This window comes from Cryobacterium inferilacus (assembly GCF_019599185.1).
GTDB classification, from domain to species: Bacteria; Actinomycetota; Actinomycetes; order Actinomycetales; family Microbacteriaceae; genus Cryobacterium; species Cryobacterium inferilacus.
Map to the genome: position 1 here is coordinate 91308 of NZ_JAIEUL010000012.1, position 22378 is coordinate 113685.

22 protein-coding genes are annotated in these 22378 nt (G+C 69.9%); 9 read left to right on the top strand and 13 right to left on the bottom strand.

All coding sequences use genetic code 11. From position 1 onward, the window contains the following. The first annotated feature begins 13 nt into the window (after window positions 1-13). Together K2F54_RS12055 and K2F54_RS12060 are read left to right on the top strand one after the other, a co-directional pair. Window positions 14-1342: a sensor histidine kinase gene (locus K2F54_RS12055; RefSeq protein WP_220606101.1), complete on the top strand. Its 1329-nt coding sequence runs from the start codon at window positions 14-16 to the stop codon at window positions 1340-1342. Next, window positions 1339-1962 carry a response regulator gene (locus K2F54_RS12060; protein WP_220606102.1) on the top strand — a complete coding sequence of 208 codons (624 nt, stop codon included), beginning with the start codon at window positions 1339-1341 and terminating at the stop codon, window positions 1960-1962. Before K2F54_RS12055 ends, K2F54_RS12060 begins: the two co-directional genes overlap by 4 nt. 336 nt (window positions 1963-2298) lie before the next feature. On the opposite strand, the gene K2F54_RS12065 is transcribed toward K2F54_RS12060, so the two are convergent. Genes K2F54_RS12065 through K2F54_RS12075 form a run of 3 tightly spaced genes read right to left on the bottom strand, consistent with a single transcriptional unit; the run spans window position 2299 to window position 4415 of the window. Next, window positions 2299-3525, bottom strand: a complete 1227-nt coding sequence (locus K2F54_RS12065) for a UDP-N-acetylmuramate dehydrogenase (protein ID WP_220606103.1) — start codon at window positions 3523-3525, stop codon at window positions 2299-2301. A 6-nt stretch (window positions 3526-3531) separates the two neighbouring features. Further along, window positions 3532-3972 (bottom strand): MaoC family dehydratase, encoded by a 441-nt coding sequence (locus tag K2F54_RS12070; protein WP_220606104.1) that lies wholly within the window; start codon window positions 3970-3972, stop codon window positions 3532-3534. Further along, a complete protein-coding gene (locus K2F54_RS12075; RefSeq protein WP_220606105.1) occupies window positions 3969-4415 on the bottom strand; it encodes an FAS1-like dehydratase domain-containing protein in 447 nt (148 codons plus the stop codon). The genes K2F54_RS12070 and K2F54_RS12075 overlap by 4 nt, the downstream gene beginning before the upstream one ends. A 127-nt stretch (window positions 4416-4542) precedes the next feature. On the opposite strand from K2F54_RS12075, the gene K2F54_RS12080 reads away from it, so the two are divergent. Continuing rightward, window positions 4543-5019, top strand: a complete 477-nt coding sequence (locus tag K2F54_RS12080; protein ID WP_220606106.1) for a GNAT family N-acetyltransferase — start codon at window positions 4543-4545, stop codon at window positions 5017-5019. Window positions 5020-5066: 47 nt separating this feature from the next. On the opposite strand, the gene K2F54_RS12085 is transcribed toward K2F54_RS12080, so the two are convergent. The 3 genes from K2F54_RS12085 to K2F54_RS12095 form a co-directional block, all read right to left on the bottom strand. Next, window positions 5067-5900 carry a MetQ/NlpA family ABC transporter substrate-binding protein gene (locus tag K2F54_RS12085; protein ID WP_220606107.1) on the bottom strand — a complete coding sequence of 278 codons (834 nt, stop codon included), beginning with the start codon at window positions 5898-5900 and terminating at the stop codon, window positions 5067-5069. A gap of 83 nt (window positions 5901-5983) precedes the next feature. Then, window positions 5984-6748 carry a methionine ABC transporter permease gene (locus K2F54_RS12090; RefSeq protein ID WP_308287637.1) on the bottom strand — a complete coding sequence of 255 codons (765 nt, stop codon included), beginning with the start codon at window positions 6746-6748 and terminating at the stop codon, window positions 5984-5986. A gap of 2 nt (window positions 6749-6750) precedes the next feature. After that, window positions 6751-7737 carry a methionine ABC transporter ATP-binding protein gene (locus K2F54_RS12095; RefSeq protein WP_220606108.1) on the bottom strand — a complete coding sequence of 329 codons (987 nt, stop codon included), beginning with the start codon at window positions 7735-7737 and terminating at the stop codon, window positions 6751-6753. Between the two features lie 138 nt (window positions 7738-7875). Here K2F54_RS12095 and K2F54_RS12100 point away from each other — a divergent pair, with 138 nt between their 5' ends. Together K2F54_RS12100 and K2F54_RS12105 are read left to right on the top strand one after the other, a co-directional pair. Next, window positions 7876-8430: a HEAT repeat domain-containing protein gene (locus tag K2F54_RS12100; RefSeq protein ID WP_220606109.1), complete on the top strand. Its 555-nt coding sequence runs from the start codon at window positions 7876-7878 to the stop codon at window positions 8428-8430. Window positions 8431-8442: 12 nt separating this feature from the next. Beyond that, window positions 8443-9231: an SGNH/GDSL hydrolase family protein gene (locus tag K2F54_RS12105; protein WP_220606110.1), complete on the top strand. Its 789-nt coding sequence runs from the start codon at window positions 8443-8445 to the stop codon at window positions 9229-9231. A gap of 46 nt (window positions 9232-9277) precedes the next feature. Here the strand turns inward: K2F54_RS12105 and K2F54_RS12110 are convergent, their stop codons facing one another. From K2F54_RS12110 to K2F54_RS12140, 7 genes are all read right to left on the bottom strand, one after another. Continuing rightward, window positions 9278-9985, bottom strand: coding sequence for a glycosyltransferase family 2 protein (locus K2F54_RS12110; protein ID WP_220606111.1), 708 nt, complete (start codon window positions 9983-9985; stop codon window positions 9278-9280). Next, on the bottom strand, window positions 9985-11481 hold the full coding sequence (locus K2F54_RS12115) for a PIG-L family deacetylase (RefSeq protein ID WP_220606112.1): 1497 nt from the start codon (window positions 11479-11481) through the stop codon (window positions 9985-9987). Before K2F54_RS12115 ends, K2F54_RS12110 begins: the two co-directional genes overlap by 1 nt. Continuing rightward, on the bottom strand, window positions 11475-12575 hold the full coding sequence (locus tag K2F54_RS12120) for an acyl-CoA dehydrogenase family protein (protein ID WP_220606113.1): 1101 nt from the start codon (window positions 12573-12575) through the stop codon (window positions 11475-11477). Before K2F54_RS12120 ends, K2F54_RS12115 begins: the two co-directional genes overlap by 7 nt. A gap of 484 nt (window positions 12576-13059) precedes the next feature. After that, window positions 13060-15402 (bottom strand): beta-xylosidase/alpha-l-arabinosidase, encoded by a 2343-nt coding sequence (locus tag K2F54_RS12125; RefSeq protein ID WP_489667115.1) that lies wholly within the window; start codon window positions 15400-15402, stop codon window positions 13060-13062. A 62-nt stretch (window positions 15403-15464) separates the two neighbouring features. After that, window positions 15465-16349, bottom strand: coding sequence for a carbohydrate ABC transporter permease (locus K2F54_RS12130; protein WP_220606114.1), 885 nt, complete (start codon window positions 16347-16349; stop codon window positions 15465-15467). Then, complete coding sequence (locus tag K2F54_RS12135) at window positions 16346-17359, bottom strand: carbohydrate ABC transporter permease (protein ID WP_220606115.1); 1014 nt, start codon at window positions 17357-17359, stop codon at window positions 16346-16348. The genes K2F54_RS12130 and K2F54_RS12135 overlap by 4 nt, the downstream gene beginning before the upstream one ends. A gap of 9 nt (window positions 17360-17368) precedes the next feature. After that, a complete protein-coding gene (locus K2F54_RS12140; RefSeq protein WP_220606116.1) occupies window positions 17369-18673 on the bottom strand; it encodes an ABC transporter substrate-binding protein in 1305 nt (434 codons plus the stop codon). 202 nt (window positions 18674-18875) lie between these two features. Between K2F54_RS12140 and K2F54_RS12145 the strand changes: the two genes are divergently transcribed. The 4 genes from K2F54_RS12145 to K2F54_RS12160 are packed head-to-tail and all read left to right on the top strand — an operon-like array spanning window position 18876 to window position 22326. After that, on the top strand, window positions 18876-19877 hold the full coding sequence (locus K2F54_RS12145; RefSeq protein WP_220606117.1) for a LacI family DNA-binding transcriptional regulator: 1002 nt from the start codon (window positions 18876-18878) through the stop codon (window positions 19875-19877). Between the two features lie 33 nt (window positions 19878-19910). Continuing rightward, window positions 19911-20612, top strand: coding sequence for a ThuA domain-containing protein (locus K2F54_RS12150; protein ID WP_220606118.1), 702 nt, complete (start codon window positions 19911-19913; stop codon window positions 20610-20612). After that, window positions 20609-21736 (top strand): Gfo/Idh/MocA family protein, encoded by a 1128-nt coding sequence (locus K2F54_RS12155; protein WP_220606119.1) that lies wholly within the window; start codon window positions 20609-20611, stop codon window positions 21734-21736. Before K2F54_RS12150 ends, K2F54_RS12155 begins: the two co-directional genes overlap by 4 nt. A gap of 53 nt (window positions 21737-21789) precedes the next feature. Continuing rightward, on the top strand, window positions 21790-22326 hold the full coding sequence (locus tag K2F54_RS12160) for a hypothetical protein (RefSeq protein WP_220606120.1): 537 nt from the start codon (window positions 21790-21792) through the stop codon (window positions 22324-22326). Window positions 22327-22378: the final 52 nt, after the last annotated feature.

The window sequence follows — 22378 nt, forward strand, 5'->3', positions numbered from 1 at the left end:
GGATGCTTAGCGCATGAACGCGCGGCGGTGGTGGGACCTGATCGTCACCGGATCCCTCCTCGTGCTGGCGGTGATCACCATCGACGGCTACGGGGCCGGCCCCGCCGAACGAACCGGAGGGCTGCTCTCGCTCGCGGCGATCTGGCTGGCCTACCTGGTCTGGGGGCGACGGATGCTCCGGTCGCCGCACGCGTCGGCCATGCCGGGCGACTCGGGATTCGACCACACGACCTTCCCGCTGTCGGCCCGGCTCTTCCGGATCACGCTGATCGTGGCGTGCGGGGCGGCCACGGCGTTCGACCCCAACCTGGCCACCGTGCAGGCGCTGGCCTTCCCCATCCTCTGGGCCCTGTCGACGTCGTTCACCGGCGCTGTCGTGCTTAGCGCCCTCCTGGCCGTCTCGACCGGGCTCGGCCTGTGGTTCGGCATCGGGCGCACCGTCGACGCTGCCCTGCAGGCCTCGGCGATCGAGGGCATCTCGTTCGTCTTCGCACTGGCGATGGGCACCTGGATCACCCGCATCGCCGACGCCGGCGCGGCCCAGCGCCGGTTGGTGGAGCAGCTCACCCAGGCCCAGGACGAGCTGGCGGCGGCGCACCGGGTTGCGGGCAGCGCCGCCGAGCGGGAACGCCTGGCCAGGGAGATCCACGACACCATCGCGCAGAGCCTCACGAGCCTGGTCATGCTCAGCCAGCGCACGCGACTGCAGTTGTCGGCCGTGACCGGGGACACCTCGGCGGTGGCAGACAGCATCGACCTGATCGAGTCGACCGGCCGGGACGCGCTCACCGAAGCCCGCGCCCTCGTGGCGTCGATGTCGCCGGTGCACCCCGGAGACGGCGACCTCGCCCACACCGTGACCCGGCTGGCGGACCGCTTCGAACGGGAGACGGGGATCACGGTGACGCTCGACCTGACCGGCCTCGGCCGATCCGCCGCCGACCCTGCCCCGCTGGACCGCGCGCTCGAGGTGGTGCTGCTGCGCTCTGCCCAGGAGGGCCTGGCCAACGTGCGCAAGCACTCCCAGGCGGGCGCGGCGAGCATCACCATCGACCGTTCGGCTGCGGAGGTGACCCTCACCGTCACCGACAACGGTCAGGGCCTGGGTGGCTACCGGCCGGAATCGGAGAACGGCTTCGGGCTGTCGGGCATGCGCGACCGGGTCGCCCTGGTCGGCGGCCGCCTCGAGGTGGCCAACCTCACTCGCGGCGTCGCACCGGCCGGCACCGGAGCGACCGGTACCGGCACGGCCGTGGCGGAGTCGGCCACCGGCACCGTGCTGCGGGTGACGCTGCCGCTGACTGCGGCGGGGCCGGCCGTTCTGTCGGGCGGGCACGGATGATCCGGGTGCTGGTCGCCGACGATCATCCGATCGTGCGTGGCGGCATCGTGGGTCTGCTCGGCGCCGCCGCTGACATCGAGGTGGTCGGTGAGGCAGCCGACGGCCTCGCCGCGGTGCAGCTGGCCGAACAGCTGCGCCCCGACCTGGTGTTGATGGACCTGCGAATGCCCCACCTGGACGGCGCCGCGGCCACCGCACAGATCCTCGCGGACACCCCCTCCACCCGGGTGCTGATCCTCACCACCTACGAGACCGACGACCAGATCCTCGGCGCCATCGCCGCCGGCGCCAGCGGCTACCTGCTCAAGGCCGCTCCGCAGGCCGAGATCATCGAGGGCGTGCGGTCGGTTGCCGGCGGCCAGACCGTGCTCGCGCCCGTGATCGCGGCCCGGCTGGTGCAGCGGTTGCGAGCGGATGCCGCGCCAGCACCCCGCCTGTCGGCTCGCGAACTCGACGTGCTGCGCCTCGTCGCCGCCGGCCAGAGCAACCCGCAGATCGCCAGGTCGCTCTTCATCGGCGAGGCCACCGTGAAGACCCACCTGCTGCACGTCTTCGAGAAGCTCGGCGTGGGCGACCGCACCCGCGCGGTCACCCTGGCGATGGAACTGCGCCTGCTCTGACACATCCCCCGCCCCGCCCGCTGAGTTGCCGCAATATCCCCCCTGAGCGACTCCGAAGGGGACTTCTGCGGCAACTCGCGATGCGACGCCCGGAGCGGGCTCCCCGCGAGTTGCCACTTTGCGCCCGTTATGGTCGCCGCAGAGGGCCTCAACTGGCAACTCAGCGGCGGGCATGGGCGGCGAGCATGGGCACGCGCGGGCAGGCGCGGTCGCCTCAACCCGGCCCGGCTGCCCCCTCGAACGGATGCCCGGCCCGGTCAGGCAACTCGGCGGGTCAGGCCACCTGGCCGAATGTCCCCTCGATCGGACACCCGGCGCGGGTCAGGAGAGCGCGGGTCAGGAAAACAGGGCGAAGCCGACGAAGACGGGCTCTGGCTGCAGGATCACGCCGAAGTCGGACTGCACCCGCTGCTGCACGTACCGGGCCAGTTGGCCGATCTCATCGGCTGTGGCGCCGCCGGTGTTGGTGATCGCCAGGGTGTGCTTGCTCGAGATCGCCGCGGCGGAGCCCGGCAGTCTGAACCCACGGTGGATGCCGGCGTTCTCGATCAGCCAGGCGGCGCTGAGCTTGACCGTGCGCAGGACCTCGGCGCCGGGGATGGGGCCGACACCGGCATACTCGTCGAGCGGGATGACCCGGTCGGGCAGATCGACGTCGGCCTGCTTCCAGCGCGGGGCGGTCTCCGGCAGGGTCCGGGCGAAGCTCTCCGTCACGATCGGGTTGGTGAAGAACGAGCCGGCGCTGAAGGTGTCGGTGTCGGCCGGGTCGAGCACCATGCCCTTGCCGGCGCGCAACCCGAGCACGCTGCGGCGCAGCTCGTCCAGCGGCACCCGATCGCCCAGCTGCACGCCCAGCGCCTGGGCCAGCTGCGGGTAACTGACCGGCTGACCGAGGGCGCTGCCGAGCACCTCGGCCGTCGACGTCATGTCGCGCAGCTCAAGTTCGATGGCGAGAACCACTCCGCGCCTGCCCTGCTTGAGCACCGAGGTGCGGTAGCCCAGGCCCAGCTCGGCGGCGGCGAGGTGTTCCACCTCGCCGGTTTCGTAGTCCAGAAAGTCGATCGCGACGAGGCTGCTGGCCAGCTCCTGGCCGTACGCACCGATGTTCTGCACCGGGGCGGCCCCGCTGGTGCCGGGGATGCCGGACAGCGCTTCGATGCCCGCCCAGCCGTTGGCCACGGTGCGGGCGACCAGGTCGTCCCAGGGCTCCCCGGCCTGCACCCGGATGCGCACGGGTCGCCCGGCCTGCACGGCGTCGGTGTCGACGACAGGCACGGTGTCGGCATCCGGCACGGTGTCGACGACAGGCCCGGAATCGGCATCCGGCCCGGCGTCGAGCACCTCGATGCCGCGGGTGACGACGTGGATGACGGTGCCGTCGAAGCCCGCATCGGCGGCGACGGTGTTCGAACCGCCGCCGAGCAGCAGCCAGGGCTCGTCGGAGCTCCACACCTCGAGGGCGGCCTGCACCAGAGCGGCCTCATCGGCAGGGGCGACGAGGCGCGCGGGCACACCGCCGACGCGCAGGGTGGTCAGGCTGGACAGGGCAACGGGGTCCGTCATGGCCGCCTAGACCAGCGAGACGCGAGCTTGCGCCTTGCCGAGCACGGTCACCGCGTTGAACGTGACGGTGAGGTCGATCCGGGCGACGCCGGCCTCGGCCTCGAGCGCGCCCACCTTGGCGACCACGGTCACGACGGCGCCGAGGTCGGGATCCACCGGCACCGGACGGGTGAACCGCACCTGGTAGTCGAGCACCCTGGCCGGGTCGCCCGCCCAGTCCACGACGGGCTGGATGGCCAGGCCCATGGTGAGCATGCCGTGCGCGAGCACGCCGGGCAGCCCCACCGCGTGGGCCACGTCGTCGCGGTAGTGGATGGGGTTGAAGTCTCCGGAGGCGCCGGCGTAGCGCACGAGGGAATCCCGGGTGAGCGGGAAGCTGCTCTCGGCGACGATGTCGCCGACCGTGAGGCTGTCGATGGCGGGCGTGACGGGTGCGCTGATGGTCATTCGTCTCCCCTGACGACGAGGGTGGAGGTAGCGGTGACGACGTGGGCGCCGGATGCGTCGACGATCGTCGACTCCGCGGTGACCATCGAGTGGCCGCCGAGGCTCTTCACGCTGGCGACCCGGAGGGTGGCGGTGAGTTCGTCACCGGCAACGATCGGCCGGCTGAAGCTGAAGCGCTGGTCGCCGTGCACTACTCGGGTGAAGTCGATGCCGGCATCCGGCTCGGCGAGCAGCTGAGCGAGGGTGGCTTCCTGCACGACCACGGCGAACGTGGGCGGAGCGACGAGGTCGCTGTGCCCGGCGGCGCGGGCGGCGTCGAGGTCGACGTTGATCGGGTTCGTCGAGAAGACGGCACGCGAAAACTCGCGCACCTTCTCCCTGCCGACGAGATACGGCGGCACGGCGGGAAAGACCCGGCCCTGGATTGCTGGATTCACAGACACATACCGAGTGTACTTGCGCCCCGCCCGCGAACGACGAGCGTGGCAGGGCCGGCACGAGAGCGGAGCCGGACGAGGAGCCAAGAGCGGAGGAATTGTCGACAACGGCGCTCTGGGGCAGACTTGGCCGGTGGACTATCGACGAGTTGCCCTGACCGACCCCGAGGTCGTACCCCTGCTCACCGGTCTCCGTCAGGAGTACGAGGCTCGTTACGGCAACGGTGCCGGCGACTCCGTGCTCGATGTGGACGCCACCGAGTTCGACGCGCCGACCGGCGCTTTCGTGGTGCTCCTCGACGAGGGCACTACCGTCGCCGGTGGCGGCATCCGACGCATCGACGACACGACCGTCGAGGTGAAGCGGATGTGGACCAACCCCGACTACCGCCGCCAGGGCCACGCCATGCGCACCCTGCGGGAACTAGCCGGCCTGGCCCGTCAGCTCGGCTACCACACGGTGCGCCTGGAGACCGGGCACGCCCAACCGGAAGCGCTGGCGCTGTACCGCGGCCTGGGTTTCAGCCATATCGACAGCTACGGCCCGTACGACCACGCGCAGGCGTTCGAATTCGGCCTCGACGACCTCACGTCAACGCCCCGCCACTGACCGGATCCGAACCGGGAGAGACGGGGCGTCGAACGAACCTGACGTGACTAGACGGCGGGGATGACCAGGCCGCCCCAGGTCTCGTCCATGAATGCCTGCGTCTCGTCGGAGAGCAGCAATTCGGTGAGCTTGACGATGCGCGGGTCGCTCTCGAGCTCCGGCGTGGTGGCCAGCACGTTGAAGTACGGGCTGTCCGAGCCCTCGATCAGGATCGCCTGCTCTGCGGTGAGACCGGCCGGCAGCGCGAACGAGATGGTGACGAAGGCGACGTCGACGTCCTGCACGGCCTGCGGCAGGGTGGCGTTCTCGATTTCCTGGAACTCGAAGTCGCGCGGGTTGTCGATGATGTCGGCGATCGAGATGGGCTCGTCGGTGGTCTCGATCAGGCCTTCGGCGGCGAGGATCTTGAGCGCGCGGCCCTCATTGGTCGGGTCGTTGGGGATGGCGATGGTGGCGCCGTCCTTGAGGTCGTCGAGCGAGTCGACGGAGTCGCTGTAGAACGCGGCGCTGGGCAGGTAGATCTCACCGACGCTCACCAGGCTGCCGCCGGCCTGGGTGTTGTAGGTCTCCAGGAAGGTGTCGTTCTGGAACAGGTTCGCGTCTATCGAGCCGTCGGAGAGCGCCACGTTGGGGGTGTTGTAGTCGGTGGACTCCTGGAATTCGATCTCCAGGCCGGCGTCGGCGGCCAGGTTCTCCTGCACGAACTCGAGGATGTCGCCGGCCGGGGTGGCCAGGGCGCCCACGGTGATCGTGCCGAGGTCGCCGTCGGCGGCGGGCGTGGCGGGCTCGTCGGAGGAGCCGGCGCAGGCGGTGAGGGCGAAGACGGCGGAGAGGGCGACGGTGGCACCGGCAAGGCGCGTGCTGCGGGAGGTGAACTGCATGGGAGGGCTCTTCTCGTGGGGGGTGGGCTGGGATGGCCACGCCGTCATGCTGACTTCGACGCGGCCGGGGTGGGTCTGGGAGGTCAGGTGCCTGGCATCACGCTGGCGCGCAGCGCGGGCGAGGCCTTCTCGGCGCGGGTGGGCCGGGACTTGTGCGCGAACCGTTTGGCCAGCAACGTCGCCAACCCCTGCAGCACCATCACGATCGCGAAGATCACGATGATCACGGCCACCATGTGGATGGTGCTGTATCGCTGGTAGCCGTAGCGCACGGCCACATCGCCCAGCCCGCCACCGGCGACGGTGCCGACCATGGCGGAGAAGTTGATGATCGAGGTGACCGTGGTGGACAGGCCCAGGATCATCGGCGAGAGCGCCTCGGGCACGAGCACCTTCGACACGATCTGCCAGCGGGTGGCGCCGAGCGACTCCGCCGCCTCGATCAGGCCGGTGTCGACCTCCTTGATGGCGATCTCCACCATCCGGGCGAAGAACGGGATGGCCACGACGGCCAGCGGCACGATCGCCGCTGTGGGGCCGATGAAGGTGCCGACCACCAGCCGGGTGAACGGGATCAGCGCCACCATCAGGATGATGAACGGCACGCTGCGGCCGAGGTTGACGACGAATTCGAGCACCCGGTTGATCACCCGGCCGGCACGGCGGGAGCCGAACGGGCTCTCGAACAGGCCGCCGGATTCGGTGCCGACCAAGAGGATGCCCAGCGGGAGTCCCACGATGATGGTGATCAGCAGCGAGACGCCCACCATGTACAGGGTCTGACCGGTGCCGACGAGCAGCACCTGGAACAGACCAGACCAGAAGTCGGGTGCGGATGGATCGATCACGGTTACTCCCCCACGATTTCGACGAGCATGCCCTGCCGGCGCAGGTCCGCGATGGGCGCGGCGTGTCCGGCCGGGTTGCCCGGCAGGGCCAGTCGGGTGCGGCCGGCCTGGTTGCCGCCGATGGTTTCGATCGCGGCGCCGAGGATGGAGACGTCCAGGCCGTAGGTGCGGGCGAGCTGCGCGATCACGGGACTGTCGGCCGAGCCGCCGCTGAAGGTGATGTCGATGACGGTGTCACCAGGACGGGACGGCGGGTCACCGAGCGGGAAGAGTTCGTGTGCGAGGCGGGAGCCGGCGGTGGAGATCAGCTCGACGATGCGGCCCTGCTCGATGATGCGGCCGCCCTCGATCAGCGCGGCAGAATCGCAGACGCGCTTGACGACATCCATCTCGTGCGTGATCAGCAGCACCGTCAGGCCCAGTTCGGTGTTGATCTTCTTCACCAGGTCCAGGATCGACCGGGTGGTTTCGGGGTCGAGGGCGCTGGTGGCCTCGTCGGAGAGCAGGACCTTGGGGTTGCCGGCCAGCGCCCTGGCGATGCCCACCCGCTGCTTCTGCCCGCCGGAGAGTTCGGACGGGTACGCGCCGGCCTTGTCATCGAGGCCGACCAGCTCGAGGATCTCCAGCGCCCGGCGGCGGCGCTGCTCACCGTCGACGCCGATGATCTCGAGGCCCAGTTCCACATTGCCGCGCACGGTGCGCCCGGCGAGCAGGTTGAAGTGCTGGAAGACCATGCCGATCTTGCGGCGGGCGGTTCGCAGCGCGGCCGGCGATAGCGCGGTGAGTTCGTCGCCGTCCACGGTCACGGTGCCGGAGTCTGGCCGTTCGAGCAGGTTGACGGCACGGATGAGGGTGCTCTTGCCTGCGCCGCTCTGGCCGATCACGCCGAAGATCTCGCCCTCGGCAACCTCGAGCGAGACATCCTGCAGGGCAGCGGTGACGGTACCGCCGGAGCGGAAGGTCTTGGATACATGCTGTACGGATATCACGGCGGTTCCTGAGGATTCTCCGCGGCCTATTACCGCAGTACTTCCGAGTGTGTCAATTGCAACGCCGCGGGCCAAATCACTGTGACGGTTTGTGTCAGGCATGCCGATACCCGCTGTGAGGGATAACGTGGACACGTTATGCATAACAAACTGACTCCCCACCCCGATCTTCCGATCGACCTGCCCACCGACGAACGCCTCGCCAAGGCGGTCGAGCACTACGGCGAGTCCGTCGTTGTCGACCACTCCGTCGCCCTGATGCGCGGCAAGAACGCCGGCAAGGACTTCCTGCTCTACGTCGGCGGCCGGCACGCCCTCGGCATCCTCGAGGGTGCCCCCGCCCTGTACTGGCCCGAGCTGTGGGGCGCCCGCGCCCTGCTGCACGTCTGGAACGACTCCGCCGCCCCCTATGTGGTCGTCGGCCTCAACAACGAGGCCTGGCGCATCCGTGAAATGTGCGCGAAGGTCGTGCTGCTGCGCGGGCTGGATGTGGCGCCCAAGCTGGTGAAGGCCACGACAGACGAGGTGCCCCGCGTGCGGGTCGCCGCCCTCAACGCCCTCGCCGTGCAGGGTCGCGAGCAGGACATCCCCACCATTGCGGTGCGCCTGCGCGACCCCGACAAAGACGTACGCCGCGCCGCTCAGCAGGCCCGCGACGCCATCGTCAGCCGGCTCAACCTGCCCAAGGAGTAACCCACGAACGCCATGGCCACTCCGCCCCGCAGCACGCAGCCCTACCGACGGTACGTGGCGATGGGTGACAGCTTCACCGAGGGTGTCGGCGACGACCTGCCCGACGGCCAGGTGCGCGGTTGGGCCGACCTCGTCGCGCTCGGCCTGGCCGCCGCAGCCGTCGAGCCGGTGTCGTACGCGAACCTCGCCATCCGCGGCAAGCTGCTCGGCCCGATCGTGAACGACCAGCTCGAACCGGCTCTGGCCATGAAGCCCGACCTCCTCACCGTCTGCGGCGGCGGCAACGACATGATGCGGCCCCGGGTGGAGATCTCCTACGTGGTCGACCTGCTCGACCGGGTGGTGGACCGGGCCGTGGCCGACGGCATCCACGTGGTGGTGCTCAGCGGCGGCAACCCGTCCAGGCACCTGCCGCTCGGCTCGCTCATGCAGAAGCGTGGCGACCGGCTCGCCGAGGCGGCCAGGGCGACCTTCAGCAAGCCCGGCGTGACCCTGGTCGACAACTGGGTCGACACCGACCTCACCCAGAGCCGGTTCTGGTCGGCCGACAAGCTGCACCTCAACGCCCGCGGGCACACCAGGGTCGCCACGAGTGTGCTCAGCGCCCTCGACGTGCCGATCCCGGCCGGCTGGACGAACGGTGAGGCCGGTGAGGCCGCACCGCGCGAACGCATCCAGGACACCGCCGCGTACTACGCCGCCTACGTGCTGCCCTGGATCGGCCGCCGGCTGACCGGTAAGTCCTCCGGTGACGGCCGCCCGCCGAAGCGTCCAGAACTCACGGTCGTCGAGACGCCGTAACCGGTTCTGGCCGCCTCCTGGTTCCTTCGGCCGCCGGCCCGGGTTGTCAGCGTGCCGCCACCTGGCCGGCGAGGTAGCCGCCGAAGCCACCGGGAACCCGGCCCTGCAGCCGGCCGGAGGTGAGCACAGGGATGAGCGCGGTGCGGCATTCCCTGGCCTCGAGCCGGCGCAGTTCCGTCACCAGGAGTACATCCTCGTCGGAGTCGACATCGCTGAACCCGCCCGCCTGCAGGTAACGGTCGGCGCGCACGCCCAGGTTGGCGCCGTGCACGTGCGGATGCCCGTCGACGAGGGTGTGCACCCCGTGCCAGCGGGCGCGTTCCTGCTCCGGCAGTTCCTCGTCTGGCAGCACGGTGCCCAGAACCAGCTCGGTGCCGGCGCCGGCCAGGGCCAGCTGCACCGCCAGCCATCGTCTGGGCACCGCAGAGTCGGCATCCGTCGTGGCCACCCAGGTATTCGCCGCCGCGCCGGCACTGGGCGGCAGCAGCAGTGCCACGCCGGCCCGGCGGGCTGAGCCGACCGACCCTGCCGTCACCTCCAGCGCCTGAAACTGCGGCCAGCCGGCCACCACAGCGGCGGATGCGTCGGTGCAGAGGTCCAGCACCACGACCACCGAGATGGTGGGGGCATCGGCGCCGAACTCCTCGGTCACAGCCTGTACGGCGTCGGCGAGCGCGGCCAGGCAGCGCGGCAGCCGGCTCTCCTCGTTGCGCGCAGGCACCACCACGATGAGGTGGTCGATCCGGTTGCCCATCAGGCCAGACCTTCCCGCTGTGCCACGGATGGCGCCGGCTGCGGCTCGTACACCTCGAGCACAAAATCGCGTTCCAGGTGCCGCACCGTGCGGTCCAGGCCGGGCAGTGCGGCGAGCGCCGCGTGCACATCATCGCCGCCGAGGGGGTATTCCCCCACCGGGTGGCGCCAGTGGCAGGCGACGAGCGTCCCACCTGGGCGCAGGCTCGCGCGGCAGTTCTCGAGCAGCACGGCCAGGTCGGCCGGGGAGCAATAGTAGCCGATCTCCGATAGCACCACCAGGTCGAAGGTGCCGGCCGGCCACTCGGCGGGCAGGACACGCCGTTCCACGGTGACGCCGGGCAGGTCGGCGAGGCGGTCGCGGGCCACCGCGAGGGCCTGCTCGTTGATGTCGGTGGCCAGCAGGGTGTCGGAGCGCTCGGCCAGCTCCCGGCTGAGCACGCCGATGGAGCAGCCCAGTTCGAGGGCGTCGCCGTACCGGGCCAGCGGCAGCGCCGCCAGGGTGGCGGCACGCTTGCGGGCCTCGTACCAGCGGGTTTCGAAGCCCCACGGGTCCACCGAGCCGGCGTAGAAGTCCTCGAAGAACCCGGCCGTGAGGCTCTCCCCGGCCGACCCGGCCACGGTCGGGCCGGTGTCGGTGTTGGTTGCTGCGTCGGTGTCGACCGCTGCGCCGAGGAACGTCTCGTGGTCCCGGTCGAAGTGGGCGGCGAATCCAGGGCTCACGATCGCCTCGTCACCCGGCCGGTCAGAGAGTGGCTCCACCTGGCTGCCGTGCGCGGCCAGCGCGATCCGCTTGTGCTCCAGAGCGGTGCCGTCCAGGTCCCATCGCCACCTGGTGATCGGGTCGGCGTCGCCCGGCCAGATCTCGTCGTCCGGGGTCGACCAGTGCCAGGCCCAGATCGGGTACTCCAGCAGGCGGGCGCCCGTGCGCCGCGCCACCATCGCCGCCGCCGTGCCGGCCACGGCATGGTCGGGGTGGCCGTCCTGCCGCCAGGGGGCCACCAGCCAGGTGGACGCACTCGTGGCGCCCGCGGCAGTCTCGGCGCCGGCCGCATCCGCCGTCTCACGATCAGACCCACCGCCGGTCTGATCGGTCATGGCTTCGTCCCAGAGCGCCTCCTCGAGGCTGTTGTGGTGCTGGGTCAGGTCACCGTCGGGCAGGTCGAGCAGGCGCACCCGCGCGTCCGGAGCCAGTGCGTGCACGGCGGTCACCACCTCCACCCGCCGGATCGCGGCGAGATCGTCCGGGGTGTGCGTGGGCGAATGCGGATGCGACGCCTCACCATTGGTCGCGACGACGACGGTCACCGGAATACCCCGCCCGGCGGCAGCGGTGATCAGGCCGCCGGCGCCGAGGGTCTCGTCGTCGGGGTGCGCGGCCAGCACGATCAGCCGCGCGCAGTCGGTCAAGACCAGCGGGCCGGCCGCGGCCGACCAGCCGTTCTGCGCCCAGATCCGCTCGCTCGTGCCGGCCTCGTGGTGGCTGAAGCTCACCATGCGGCGTCACCCCCGGTGAGCAGGCGGGCGCCGAGGGCGGCATCGTCGCGCTCGGCATGGTGCTGACGCACGTACAGGGTGAGGTCGGCCGTGCGCCTGGCGTGCCGGGCGTCCAGGGCGAGCGGCGCGGGACCGAGCGCGTGCCCCACCCGGCCGAGCACCTCATCCACGGTGCGGGCGACCAGCCCGCGCACCCTGGCGGCAAGCAGGGTGCCCGCCTCACCGACGGCCTCACCGGCGTCGATCATCGCCGCCGCATCCGCCAGCGCCGCGCCCGCGCCCAGCAGGGCCAGGTCGACCGCGCCCAGGTGGGCCCGCATGATCTGGTCCGGCTCCCGCTCGGCCGCGGCGGCGGCCAGCCGTCTGGCCACACCGACGGCGCCGCCCCACCAGCAGGCGGCCACCTGGATTCCGCCCCAGCTGAACCCCGGGCGGGTGAGGTACCAGTCGTCGGCGCCCACGGGTTCGGCGGCCACGGCGACGAAGTCCACCGGCCCGCTGGGCACCTGCGTCAGCCCCGTCGCCACCCAGGCGCCGTTCTGCACGGTGACGCCGGGTGCACTCAGGTCCACCGCGAACAGTCGACGGTGGGCGGGCGTGACACCCTCCGCGGTGGTGTGCGCGGTCACCAGGGCCCGATCGAGTGAGCCGGCCAGCGAGCACCACGGCTTGCCGCCGTCCAGGTGCCAGCCATCGGACTCGCGGGTGGCGCTCACCCGCTGCCGGGGCGCTTCGGCGGCGAAGACCCCCCAGCTCCGGTCCGCTGCCCCTGCCGTTTCGACCGCGTCTGCGTCTGCGTCGGCCTGCGCCAGGATGCTGAGCGCATCGATGTGGGCCTCGAGCACCCGGGCTGCGGTGAGGTCGGCCGCGGCAATCGTGGCCAGCGCATCAAAGAGGTCGCTGGTGCGCCCGGCGCCCGGCCGGGGCAGGTCCACCGCCACATCCACGGCGAAGGCGATGGCCCGTTCGGCGTCGCCGTCCACGGCCCACGCCGCCGCTCCGAGCCGGTCCAGATCGGCACCCGACCCGTCCCGCCGCGCACCGCCGGAGCGCACACCTCCGACCCGCACCGCCGCCGCGCTCGACTCCGTCATCATGACTCTCCCCACCATTCACCGGGATGGCCGAGACAACACGCCACGCCACATCCGTCACAGAGCCGGATGCCCCCGTCAGCACATCCTGCCAAACGCGGTGCCGAATCGGAAAAAGGAACCCGCCCCGACCTGTCGGCCGAGTCGAAATCGGGCTACCATACCCCTCATACGGGGGTGTTCCCCGAAGTGTGTCCCTGAGGCACCGTTGATAGGGCCCGACCGAGGCCACACACGAAGCATCCCCGCATGGGGTGGGCCGTCATCGGGGTGGCCCGCCCCTTTCTCTGCGCCCAGCGCCACTGCACCCAGCACCTCTGCACCCGGGAGCCCCGGCACCCGGGCCTCCGCACCCCGGCCAGCCGGGCCGCACAACCGCGATGCGCGGGCGACGCGCCGGTTCGCGGGTGGCGGGCCACCCGCGGACCGGCGCCTGACCCGCGCATCGCAGGTTCGCCGAGCCGTCCGCCGCCCGGTCGGGGCGTCAGGCCCGCGCGGTCTCCGTTTCGCGCACCGGGGTGTCCGCCGGCGCGCGCAGCACCGACGTCTCCACGTACCGGCCGTCGGCCAGGGTCACCCGGTGTACCGCGCCGGTGAGGCTGATCTCGGCGGTGGTCTCCTTGCCGGCACACGAGGGCCCCACCCACAGTTCCACGGCGCCGGGTTCGACGATGCGTTCGTGGCGCAGACCCGTGAACGCCAGCCGGGCGGTCGGCACCCGGAAGGTGACCTGGGCCTCTTCGCCGGGCTCGAGCGTGACGCGGTGGTAGCCGAGCAGCTGCGCCACCGGCCTGGTGACGCTGGCGTAGGTGTCCTTGGCGTAGAGCTGCACCAGATCGGTGCCGGCCCGCTCGCCGGTGTTACGGATGCGCACACTCGCCGTGAACGTACCGCCGGCGGCGACCTCCGCGTCGGCCGTCAGGTCGGTGCGCTCGAAGGTGGTGTAGCTGAGTCCGTGCCCGAAGGGCAGCACGGGGGTGCTGTCCACGCTGGTGACATCCGACGGCCCACCCAGGATCGGGTGCAGGTAGGAGAACGGCTGCGCGCCGGCGGACCGGGGCAGCGACACCGGCAGGTGCCCGGTGGGGGCGACGGCGCCGGAGAGCACCGAGGCGATCGCCACGCCGCCCTCTTCGCCGGGGAAGAACGCCTGCAGCACCGCTGCCGGGGCCAGCGGGCCCTCGACGGCCCACGCCACGGCGTACGGCCGGCCGGTCATCAGCACCATGACCACGGGAGTGCCCGTGGCGACTACGGCCTCCACCAGGTCGCGCTGCAGACCGGGAAGCTCCAGGCTCTCCACGTCGTTGCCCTCGCCCACGGTGCCGCGGCCGAACAGGCCGGCCCGGTCGCCCACGACCACCACGGCCACGTCGGCGGCGCGAGCCGTCTCGACGGCGGCGGCGATCGCGGACGAGTCAGAGCCCTCCACCTCGCAGCCGGCGGCGAACACGACCTCGGCGGAGGGGAACTCCTTCGCCAGCGCCTCCAGCACCGTGGGCATCTCCAGGTCAGCCGGCACGTCGGGGTGGTGCGCGAGCACGTGGTTGACGAACGAGTAGCAGCCCATCAGGGCCTCGGTCGAGTCGGCGTTCGGGCCCAGCACCGCGATGGTGGCCGGTCCACGGTCGCCGGCGCCCACGAGCGGCAGGACGCCGTTGTTGGTCAGCAGGATCAGGGATTCCTCGGCGAGCACCCGCGCCACGCGGCGGTGCTCAGGCGAGTCCAGGTCGATCTCGGTCGGCGCCATGGTGAACGTCTCGTCGAGCAGGCCCAGGTCCTCCTTCTGTGCCAGCACCCGCAGCACGGCCCGGTCGATCAGGGCCTCGTCGGTCTGTCCGGCCCGCACCCGCTCGATCAGCGGGGCGAGGAAGGCGTCGCCGGTGGGCAGCTCCACGTCGATCCCGGCGGTGAGCGCGAGCTCGGCCGCCTCGCCGCGGTCGGCGGCGACGGCGTGCATGAGTTGCAGGAACGCCACCGAGAAGTAGTCGGAGACGACAACGCCGTCGAAGCCCCAGCGGTCGCGGAGGATCTCGGTGAGGTACTCCGGGGTGCCACCGACGGGTGCGCCGTCGATCTCGGCGTACGAGTTCATCACCGACCGCACCCCGCCGTCGAGCACGGCCATCTCGAACGGCGGCAGGAACACGTCGTTGATCTCCCGCGACCCGGCGTGCACCGGCGCGTGGTTGCGGCCGGCCTGCGTGGCCGAATAGCCCACGAAGTGCTTGAGGGTGGCGTGCACCCCGGCCGCCTGCAGGCCGGTGACGTAGGCGGTGCCGATGGTGCCGACAACGTAGGGATCTTCGGCGATGCACTCGTCGACCCGGCCCCAGCGCGGGTCACGAATGACGTCGAGCACCGGGGCGAGCCCCTGGTGGATACCGAGCTGTTTCATCGAACCGCCGATGAGCAGCCCCATCTCCTCCACCAGGGCGGGGTCGAACGCCGCGCCCCAGGCCAGCGGGGTGGGGAAGGTCGCGGCCTTCCACGCGGCGAGGCCGGTCAGGCACTCCTCGTGCACGATGGCGGGAATGCCCAACCGGGTCTCCGAGGTCAGGCGGCGCTGTTCCGCCCAGAGCCACTCGGCCCGCTCCACCGGATCGACCGGCCGGGTGCCGTACACCCGGGTGAGGTGGCCGAGTCCGTGCAGCGTGGCTTCGTCGTACCTGGTCGAGGTGGCCATCTCCCCGGCGAGCGGGGCGACGACCTCACCACCCTGGTCGACCCAGTAGCCGACGAGTTGGGCGATCTTCTCTTCGAGGGTCATCCTGGCGTGCAGGTCACGCACGCGGTCGGATGCCGCAGGCAGTTCTGGGTTGGTCACAACGTTCTCTCTCTACTTCTTCTACATCGATGAATCGGGCTGCGCGGAACGCGAGCGGCCGATCAACCCTTGACCGCGCCGGTCAGTCCGCCGACGATGCGGCGTTCGAACAGGGCGAAGAACACCAGCGCGGGAATCATGGACAGTGAGGTGAAGGCCAGGACCTTCGCCGTATCCACCGAGTACTGCGAGGCGAATGACGCCACCCCGAGCGGCAGCGTGAACACGGCCTCGTTGTTCAGAATGAACAGCGGCAGCAGGTAGCTGTTCCAGCTGGCGATGAACGCCAGGATGCCCACCGTGATGACGCCGGGCATGGCCAGCGGCACGATCATCCGCCAGAAGAAGCCCAACCGGCTGCATCCGTCGATGAAGGCGGCCTCCTGGATCTCATCCGGGATGGCCTTCAGGAACGGCACCAGGATGATGATCGTCGTCGGCAACGCGAACGCGATCTGCGGCAGGATGACACCGCCGAGCGAGTTCATCAGGCCCAGGTTCTTGACCACCAGGTACAGCGGCGTGATGGCGACCGTCATGGGGAACATCAGGCCGGCGGCGAACATGGCGTAGAGGATGCCGCGGCCGCGGAACGAGTACCTGGCCAGCACGTAGCTGGCCATCAGGCCGAGCAGCACCACGCCGAGAGTCGTGGCCAGACCGGCGATGAGGGAGTTGCCCACCAGCCGCCAGAAGGTGCCGCCGGCGAGAACGTCGAGGTAGTTGCCGATGTTCCACACGCTCGGCCAGCCGGACGGGTCGGTGGTGATCTGCGCGTTGGTGCGGAAACCGCCGATGATGATGAACAGCACCGGGGCGAGCATTGCGGCGACCACGAGAACCGCCACGACATAGGCAACCGGGGTTCCCCAGCGCCGACTGGTCTTGATCGGGGCCGGCGGGTTGGCCGGCGGCAGTTCCACAGCCGGCGTGGTGGTGAGGGTCATTTGCTCGTCCCCTTGTCAGTGATGGCACCCTCGGTGTCCCGGCGCAGTACGAAGCGCTGGTAAATCAGCGCGACCACGAGGGAGATCAGGAAGAGTACGACGGCGACGGCGTTTCCGTAGCCGTAGTTGCCGGAGTCACGGCCGTTGGCGACAAGGTAGGTCGCCATGGTCGAGGTTCCCGCGGTGGAGGAGATGTACTGCCCCCAGATGATGTAGACGAGGTCGAACAGCTGCAGGGCGCCGATGATCGACAGGAAGGCCCAGATGCGCATCGTGGGTGCCAGCAGCGGCAGAGTGATGTGGCGCTGGATCTGCCAGAAGGACGCACCGTCGATGGCTGCGGCTTCGGGTAGCTCTTCGGGGATGCCCTGGAGACCGGCGAGGAAGAGGATGACGGCGAAGCCGACGTACTTCCAGGTGATGATAACCATCAGGGTCCAGATGGCGATGTCCGGGTTCGAGAGCCAGTCCTGGGTGAAGGCACCCAAACCGAGCTTCTCCAGCATCCCGTTCACGGCGCCGTTGGACTGCAGCATGAGGCTCCAGCCGGTACCGACGACAACCTCGGAGATGACGTACGGCACGAAGATCAGCACCCGGATGAGGGACTGCCCGCGCAGTTTTCGGTTCAGAAGCAGCGCCAGGAGGATGGCGACCGGGCCCTGCAGCACCAGCGACGCCACGACGATGAAAGCGTTGTGGCTGAGGGCCTCTTGGAAGGTGGGGTCCTGCAGGATGGTGATGTAGTTGCGGAAGCCGACGAAGTCGGTGGCAGGGCCGTAACCCTGCCAGCTGAAGAAGCCGTAGTAGGCCGCCATCACGACGGGGAAGATGACGAAGCCGAGGAAGACGATCATGGCGGGACCGACCAGGACGGCGATCTCCACCTTGGCCGATAGGGGCGTGCGACGGCGGCGCCGCACGGGCGGGGCCGCGGGCGTGGCGCCCGCGACCCCGCCGTTCGCGAGATCCACCTCTAATCGCGTCGAAGTATTCTCGCGAACTGACATGAGTGCTGCCTAGGCCTTCTTGGCCGCGTCGTTGACCGCCTGGATGAGCAGCTCGGGGCTACCCTTGCCGGCCAGCAGGTCGACCACTCCGACGTTCAGCGCGTTTCCGACGTTCTGGCCGTAGACGGTGTCGAGCCACTGTGAGACGTACGGGGCCGCGTTGTAGGCCGCGATGATCTCCTGCAGGTAGGGCTCGGTGACGGCTTCCTGCGCCACGGTGTTCACGGGCGGAGCGTTGAAGGCCGCGTAGTACTCCTTCTGCACATCGGAGCTGCCGATGTAGTTGAGGAAGTCGACACATTCCGGCGGAGCCCCTGCGGAGCAGGAGTAGCCGTCCACGCCGCCGAGGATCGAGCCGGGCTCGCCATCCCCACCGTCGACCTCAGGGAACGCGAACCAGGACAGGTCGGGCAACGGCAGCTCGTCCGGGGTCAGGGACGCGATCACGCCGGGGTTCCAAGCGCCCATGAGTTCCATGCCCGCCTGGTGGTTGGCGAGCAGTCCAGCCGAGCTGCCTGCACCCTGCTGGGCAGCGGTGGTGAGGAAGCCCTGGTTGAAGGGCTCGGTGTCGGCGAAGTTCTGCAGGTCTTCACCGGCGCGGATCCAGCAGTCGTCGGAGAAGTCCTTGGTGTCTGCGGCCTCGGCGAGGATGTCGGGGCTGCATTCACGCAGGGCGAAGAAGTAGAACCAGTGCGCGGCGGGCCAGGCGTCCTTGGCGCCGAGGGCGATCGGGGCGACCCCGGTGGCCTTGAGCTTGTCAGCGGCGACGACAAGGTCGTCCATGGTGGTGGGTGCCTCGGTGATGCCCGCGGCGTCGAACAGGTCCTGGCTGTAGAAGATACCGCCGGGGAGCACGGCGACCGGCATCGCGTAGACCTTGTCCTCGAGGGTGTTCGCGATGAACGAGCCCTCCGGGATCTCCTCGCGCACCTGGTCGGAGATGCTGTCCGTGAGATCCATCAGCTGGCCCGCGGCCACCATTGCGGCCATCTTGCCACCGCCACGCTGCAGGAAGACGTCTGGAGCGTCTCCGGAGTTCAGCGCGGTCTGCAGCTTGCCGTCCAGGTCTTCGTTCTGGATGGCCTGTACGTCGATCGTGACGCCGGGGTTGTCGGCCTCGAAACTGGCGACTGTCTTGTCCCAGAACTCCTGGCCGGGGCCGGTGGTGGAGTTCTGCCACAGGCTCATCGAAACGTCGCCGCCCGATGACCCTTCGTCTGAAGCTGCGCTACAGGCGGTGAGGCCCATGGCGCTGAGGCCCAGGACCATGGTTCCTGCGAAGATTCTCCTCGCGGTGGTGTGGTTCACCTTCATTGGTTCAACCTTTTCTCTTCATTGAGGGACACCATCGGTCATCGATGGTCTTGGTGTGAAGCCGCGCCCTGACGGGCTGTGCTGCGTTATTCGGGCGGCGGCGGGGAGGCCCCGTGCGTACCGAGTTGCCTCAGTGTCACAGCGGAAAAAAGAAGTGTCAAACGTTTTCGAAATCAGTTTCCATGTGACCTATGCTGATCCCATGACCCCCCGCGCTACCATCCATGACGTCGCCGCAGCCGCCGGTGTGTCGGTGGCGACGGTCTCCAAGGCCGTCAACGGCCGGTACGGCATCTCGGCCGCGACCACGGCCAGGGTGCTCGACGTGGTGCAACAGCTCGGCTACGAGTCGAGTCTGGTGGCCAGCAGCATGCGGTCCCGCCGCACCAGTGTGATCGGCATCCTCGTGGCCGACTTCGAGCCGTTCAGCGCCGAGATCCTCAAGGGTGTCGGCGTCGCCCTCGCGGACTCCCGGTACGACCTGCTCGCCTACAGCGGTTCCCGCCAGCGGGAGACCAACGGCTGGGAGCGGCGTTCGCTGAGCCGGCTGAGCGGCACCCTCATCGACGGCGCCATCATGGTCACCCCCACCGTCGACACCACCTCGTCGGAGATCCCCGTCGTGGCCATCGACCCGCACACCGGCCGGGCCGATCTGCCCACCGTGGAGTCGGACAGTTTCGGCGGCGCCATGCAGGCCACCCGGTACCTCATCGAGCTCGGCCACCGCCGGATCGGCTTTCTCGCCGGGCGCCCCGACCTGCGCAGCGCCACCCTGCGTGAGGCCGGGTACCGGCAGGCGCTGGCGGATGCGGGCATCCAGTTCAACCCCGCTCTGGTGCGGGTGGGACTGTACAAGCGCGACACGGCCAAGGGGCCGGCCGCATCGCTGTTGTCGATGACCGACCGCCCCACTGCGGTGTTCGCCGCCAATGACCTCTCCGCCATCGCGATCATCCAGGTGGCCGCGGAGCTCGGCCTCCAGGTGCCGGGCGATCTGTCCGTGATCGGCTTCGATGACATTCCGGAGGCGTCGCAGATGAACCCAACGCTCACTACCATCCGGCAGCCGATGAAGCGGCTCGGCGCCACCGCAGCAGGGATGCTCGTTGCGCTGCTGAACGGCGAGACGCTGCCGCAGAACCACATTCGGCTGCCGACCGGGCTCGTGCGCCGGGCAACGACGGCGCCACCTGCGATCTGACACTTTTTTAGGCACGGCTACGAGGAGGTAGGCATGAAGGCACTGATCGTGCGAGGCGGTTGGGACGGCCACCGGCCGGTGGAGAGCACCGAGCTGTTCGTCCCGTTCCTGCGGGGCAACGGCTACGAGGTGCGGATCGAGGAGTCGCCCGCCGTCTACGCCGATGCCGCGGTGATGGCCGACACCGACCTCATCGTGCAGTGCGTCACGATGAGCGAGATCACCGCAGAGCAGGTGGCCGGGCTGCGGGATGCCGTCGCCGCGGGAACCGGCCTGACCGGCTGGCACGGCGGCATCGCCGATTCCTACCGGGCCTCCTCCGACTACCTGCACCTCGTCGGCGGCCAGTTCGTGACCCACCCGGCCAAGGCCGCCGAGCTACGGGCCGGCGGCGAGGAGGACAACTACCTCGACTACCTGATCAGCATGACGGATCTGGGCCGTGCGCATCCGGTGACCGCGGGCCTGGCCGACTTCACGCTCACCACCGAGCAGTACTGGGTGCTCACCGACGACCTCTGCGATGTGCTCGCGACCACGACGCATCCGGCCGAGGACTGGCAACCCTGGCACCGCCCGGTGACGTCTCCGGCCGTCTGGACCCGGCAGTGGGGTCTGGGCCGCATCGTCGTGACGACGCCTGGACACAGCATCGACGTGCTCGAGGACCCCTCTGTTCGCACCATCATCGAAAGGGGCATGCTGTGGTCCAGCCGCACACCAGCCGAGAAGTGACATCGCACCGTCTGGGCATCGTGGGCCTGGGCGTCATCTCCGCCGCCTACCTCGACACCCTGGCCGGCACCGAATCCGTCGTGATCACGGCCGTGGCCGATCTGGATGCCGCGCGCGCCCGGTCGGTCGCGGCCGGGCTGCCGGCCGCCCGCGCCCTGACGGTGGCCGAGCTGCTCGCCAGTGACGAGGTGGACACCGTGCTCAACCTCACCACCCCGGCCGCCCACACCGAGATCGCCCTGGGCGCCCTCGCGCAGGGCAAGCAGGTCTACGGCGAGAAGCCGCTGGCCGTGACGCTGGCCGAGGGCCGCAGCATCCTCGCCGCCACCCACGCCGGCCTGAGGGTTGGATCCGCGCCGGACACCGTGCTCGGCACCGGCATCCAGACCGCCCGCGCCGCCATCGACGACGGCCTGATCGGCCGCCCGGTGGCCGCGTCGGCGGTGATGGTCAGCCCCGGCCACGAGTTCTGGCACCCCAACCCGGACTTCTACTACCGCGAAGGCGGTGGCCCGCTCTTCGACATGGGCCCGTACTACATCACCGCACTGATCCACCTGCTCGGACCGATCCGCTCGGTCACCGGCGCCTCCAGCCGGCCGCACGAGAACCGGGTCATCCGCACCGGCCCGAGAGCCGGCGAGAGCATCCCCGTCTTCGTCGACACCCACGTCACCGGGGTGCTCGAGCACGACAGCGGCGCCCTGTCGACCATCACGATGAGCTTCGACTCGACCGCCACGGTGGCCTCGCCGATCGAGGTGCACGGCACAGACGGCACCCTCGCCGTGGGCGACCCGAACACCTTCGACGGCCCCACTAGCCTCCGCCGCGTGAACGACGGTGGCTTCCACACGCTCGACCCGCTGGCCGGCTACGTCGACGGTGCCCGCGGCATCGGTCTGCTCGACCAGATCCGCACGCCGCCCCGCGCGGTCGCGCGCGCCAACGGCGAGCTCGCCCTGCACGTGCTCGACGTGATGGAGTCGCTGCAGCGCGCCGCCACCGAGGGCCGCCGCATCGACACCACCACCACGGCCGAGCGGCCGGCCCCGGTGCCGCTGACGCCTCGTGCGGAATGGCTCGGCGCCATCGACTCGCACGGCCGTACCATTCGTCACTGACGCCAACGGGCCGACCGCGCAGCCGCCCGACCCCGAGAAGGCACAATGGGGCTATGCACGACGCTGACGCAGAGACCTTCGCCCAACTCGACCGTCATGTTGCGCGCGGCAAGCGAGTCGTCATGATCGCCACGTTCGCGATGCTGCTCTTCTTCTTACTCTCGTTGCTCAACTACGCGCTGGCAGGTGGCCGAATGGGGCTGCGTGACTCGATGCTGTGGAACGAGACCGTCGCCTGGCCGTTCATCCCGCTCCCGGCGGCGCTGGTGATCGCGGCCGGGGTGCTGGCTTCGGTCGGCGTGTTCATGGCTGTGCCGTACTTCCGCCACGACACCGCGGACGACCTCGTACTCCTGGGCGGGGTTTCCGTTATCGTCTTCGGTTTCTTGTCTCTCATGTTCGCGGGCGTCTATACGTCCACCTCAGGGCTACCGACCGGATTCGACGCCTATCCAGAGCAGGGCCTGGGATGGCACTGGATCGCTGCAGTCGTTCAGATTCCGGGCGTGATCGCCCTCGCCGTTCGCGGGACGATGCTGTACCAGGCGTATCGCCGGACCCGGCGCAAAGCCAGCAGCCCGGCGGCCTGAAAAAGGCCCCGTGAGCCTTCGGGCGCCGACCCCACCGACGATGCGATCTAGG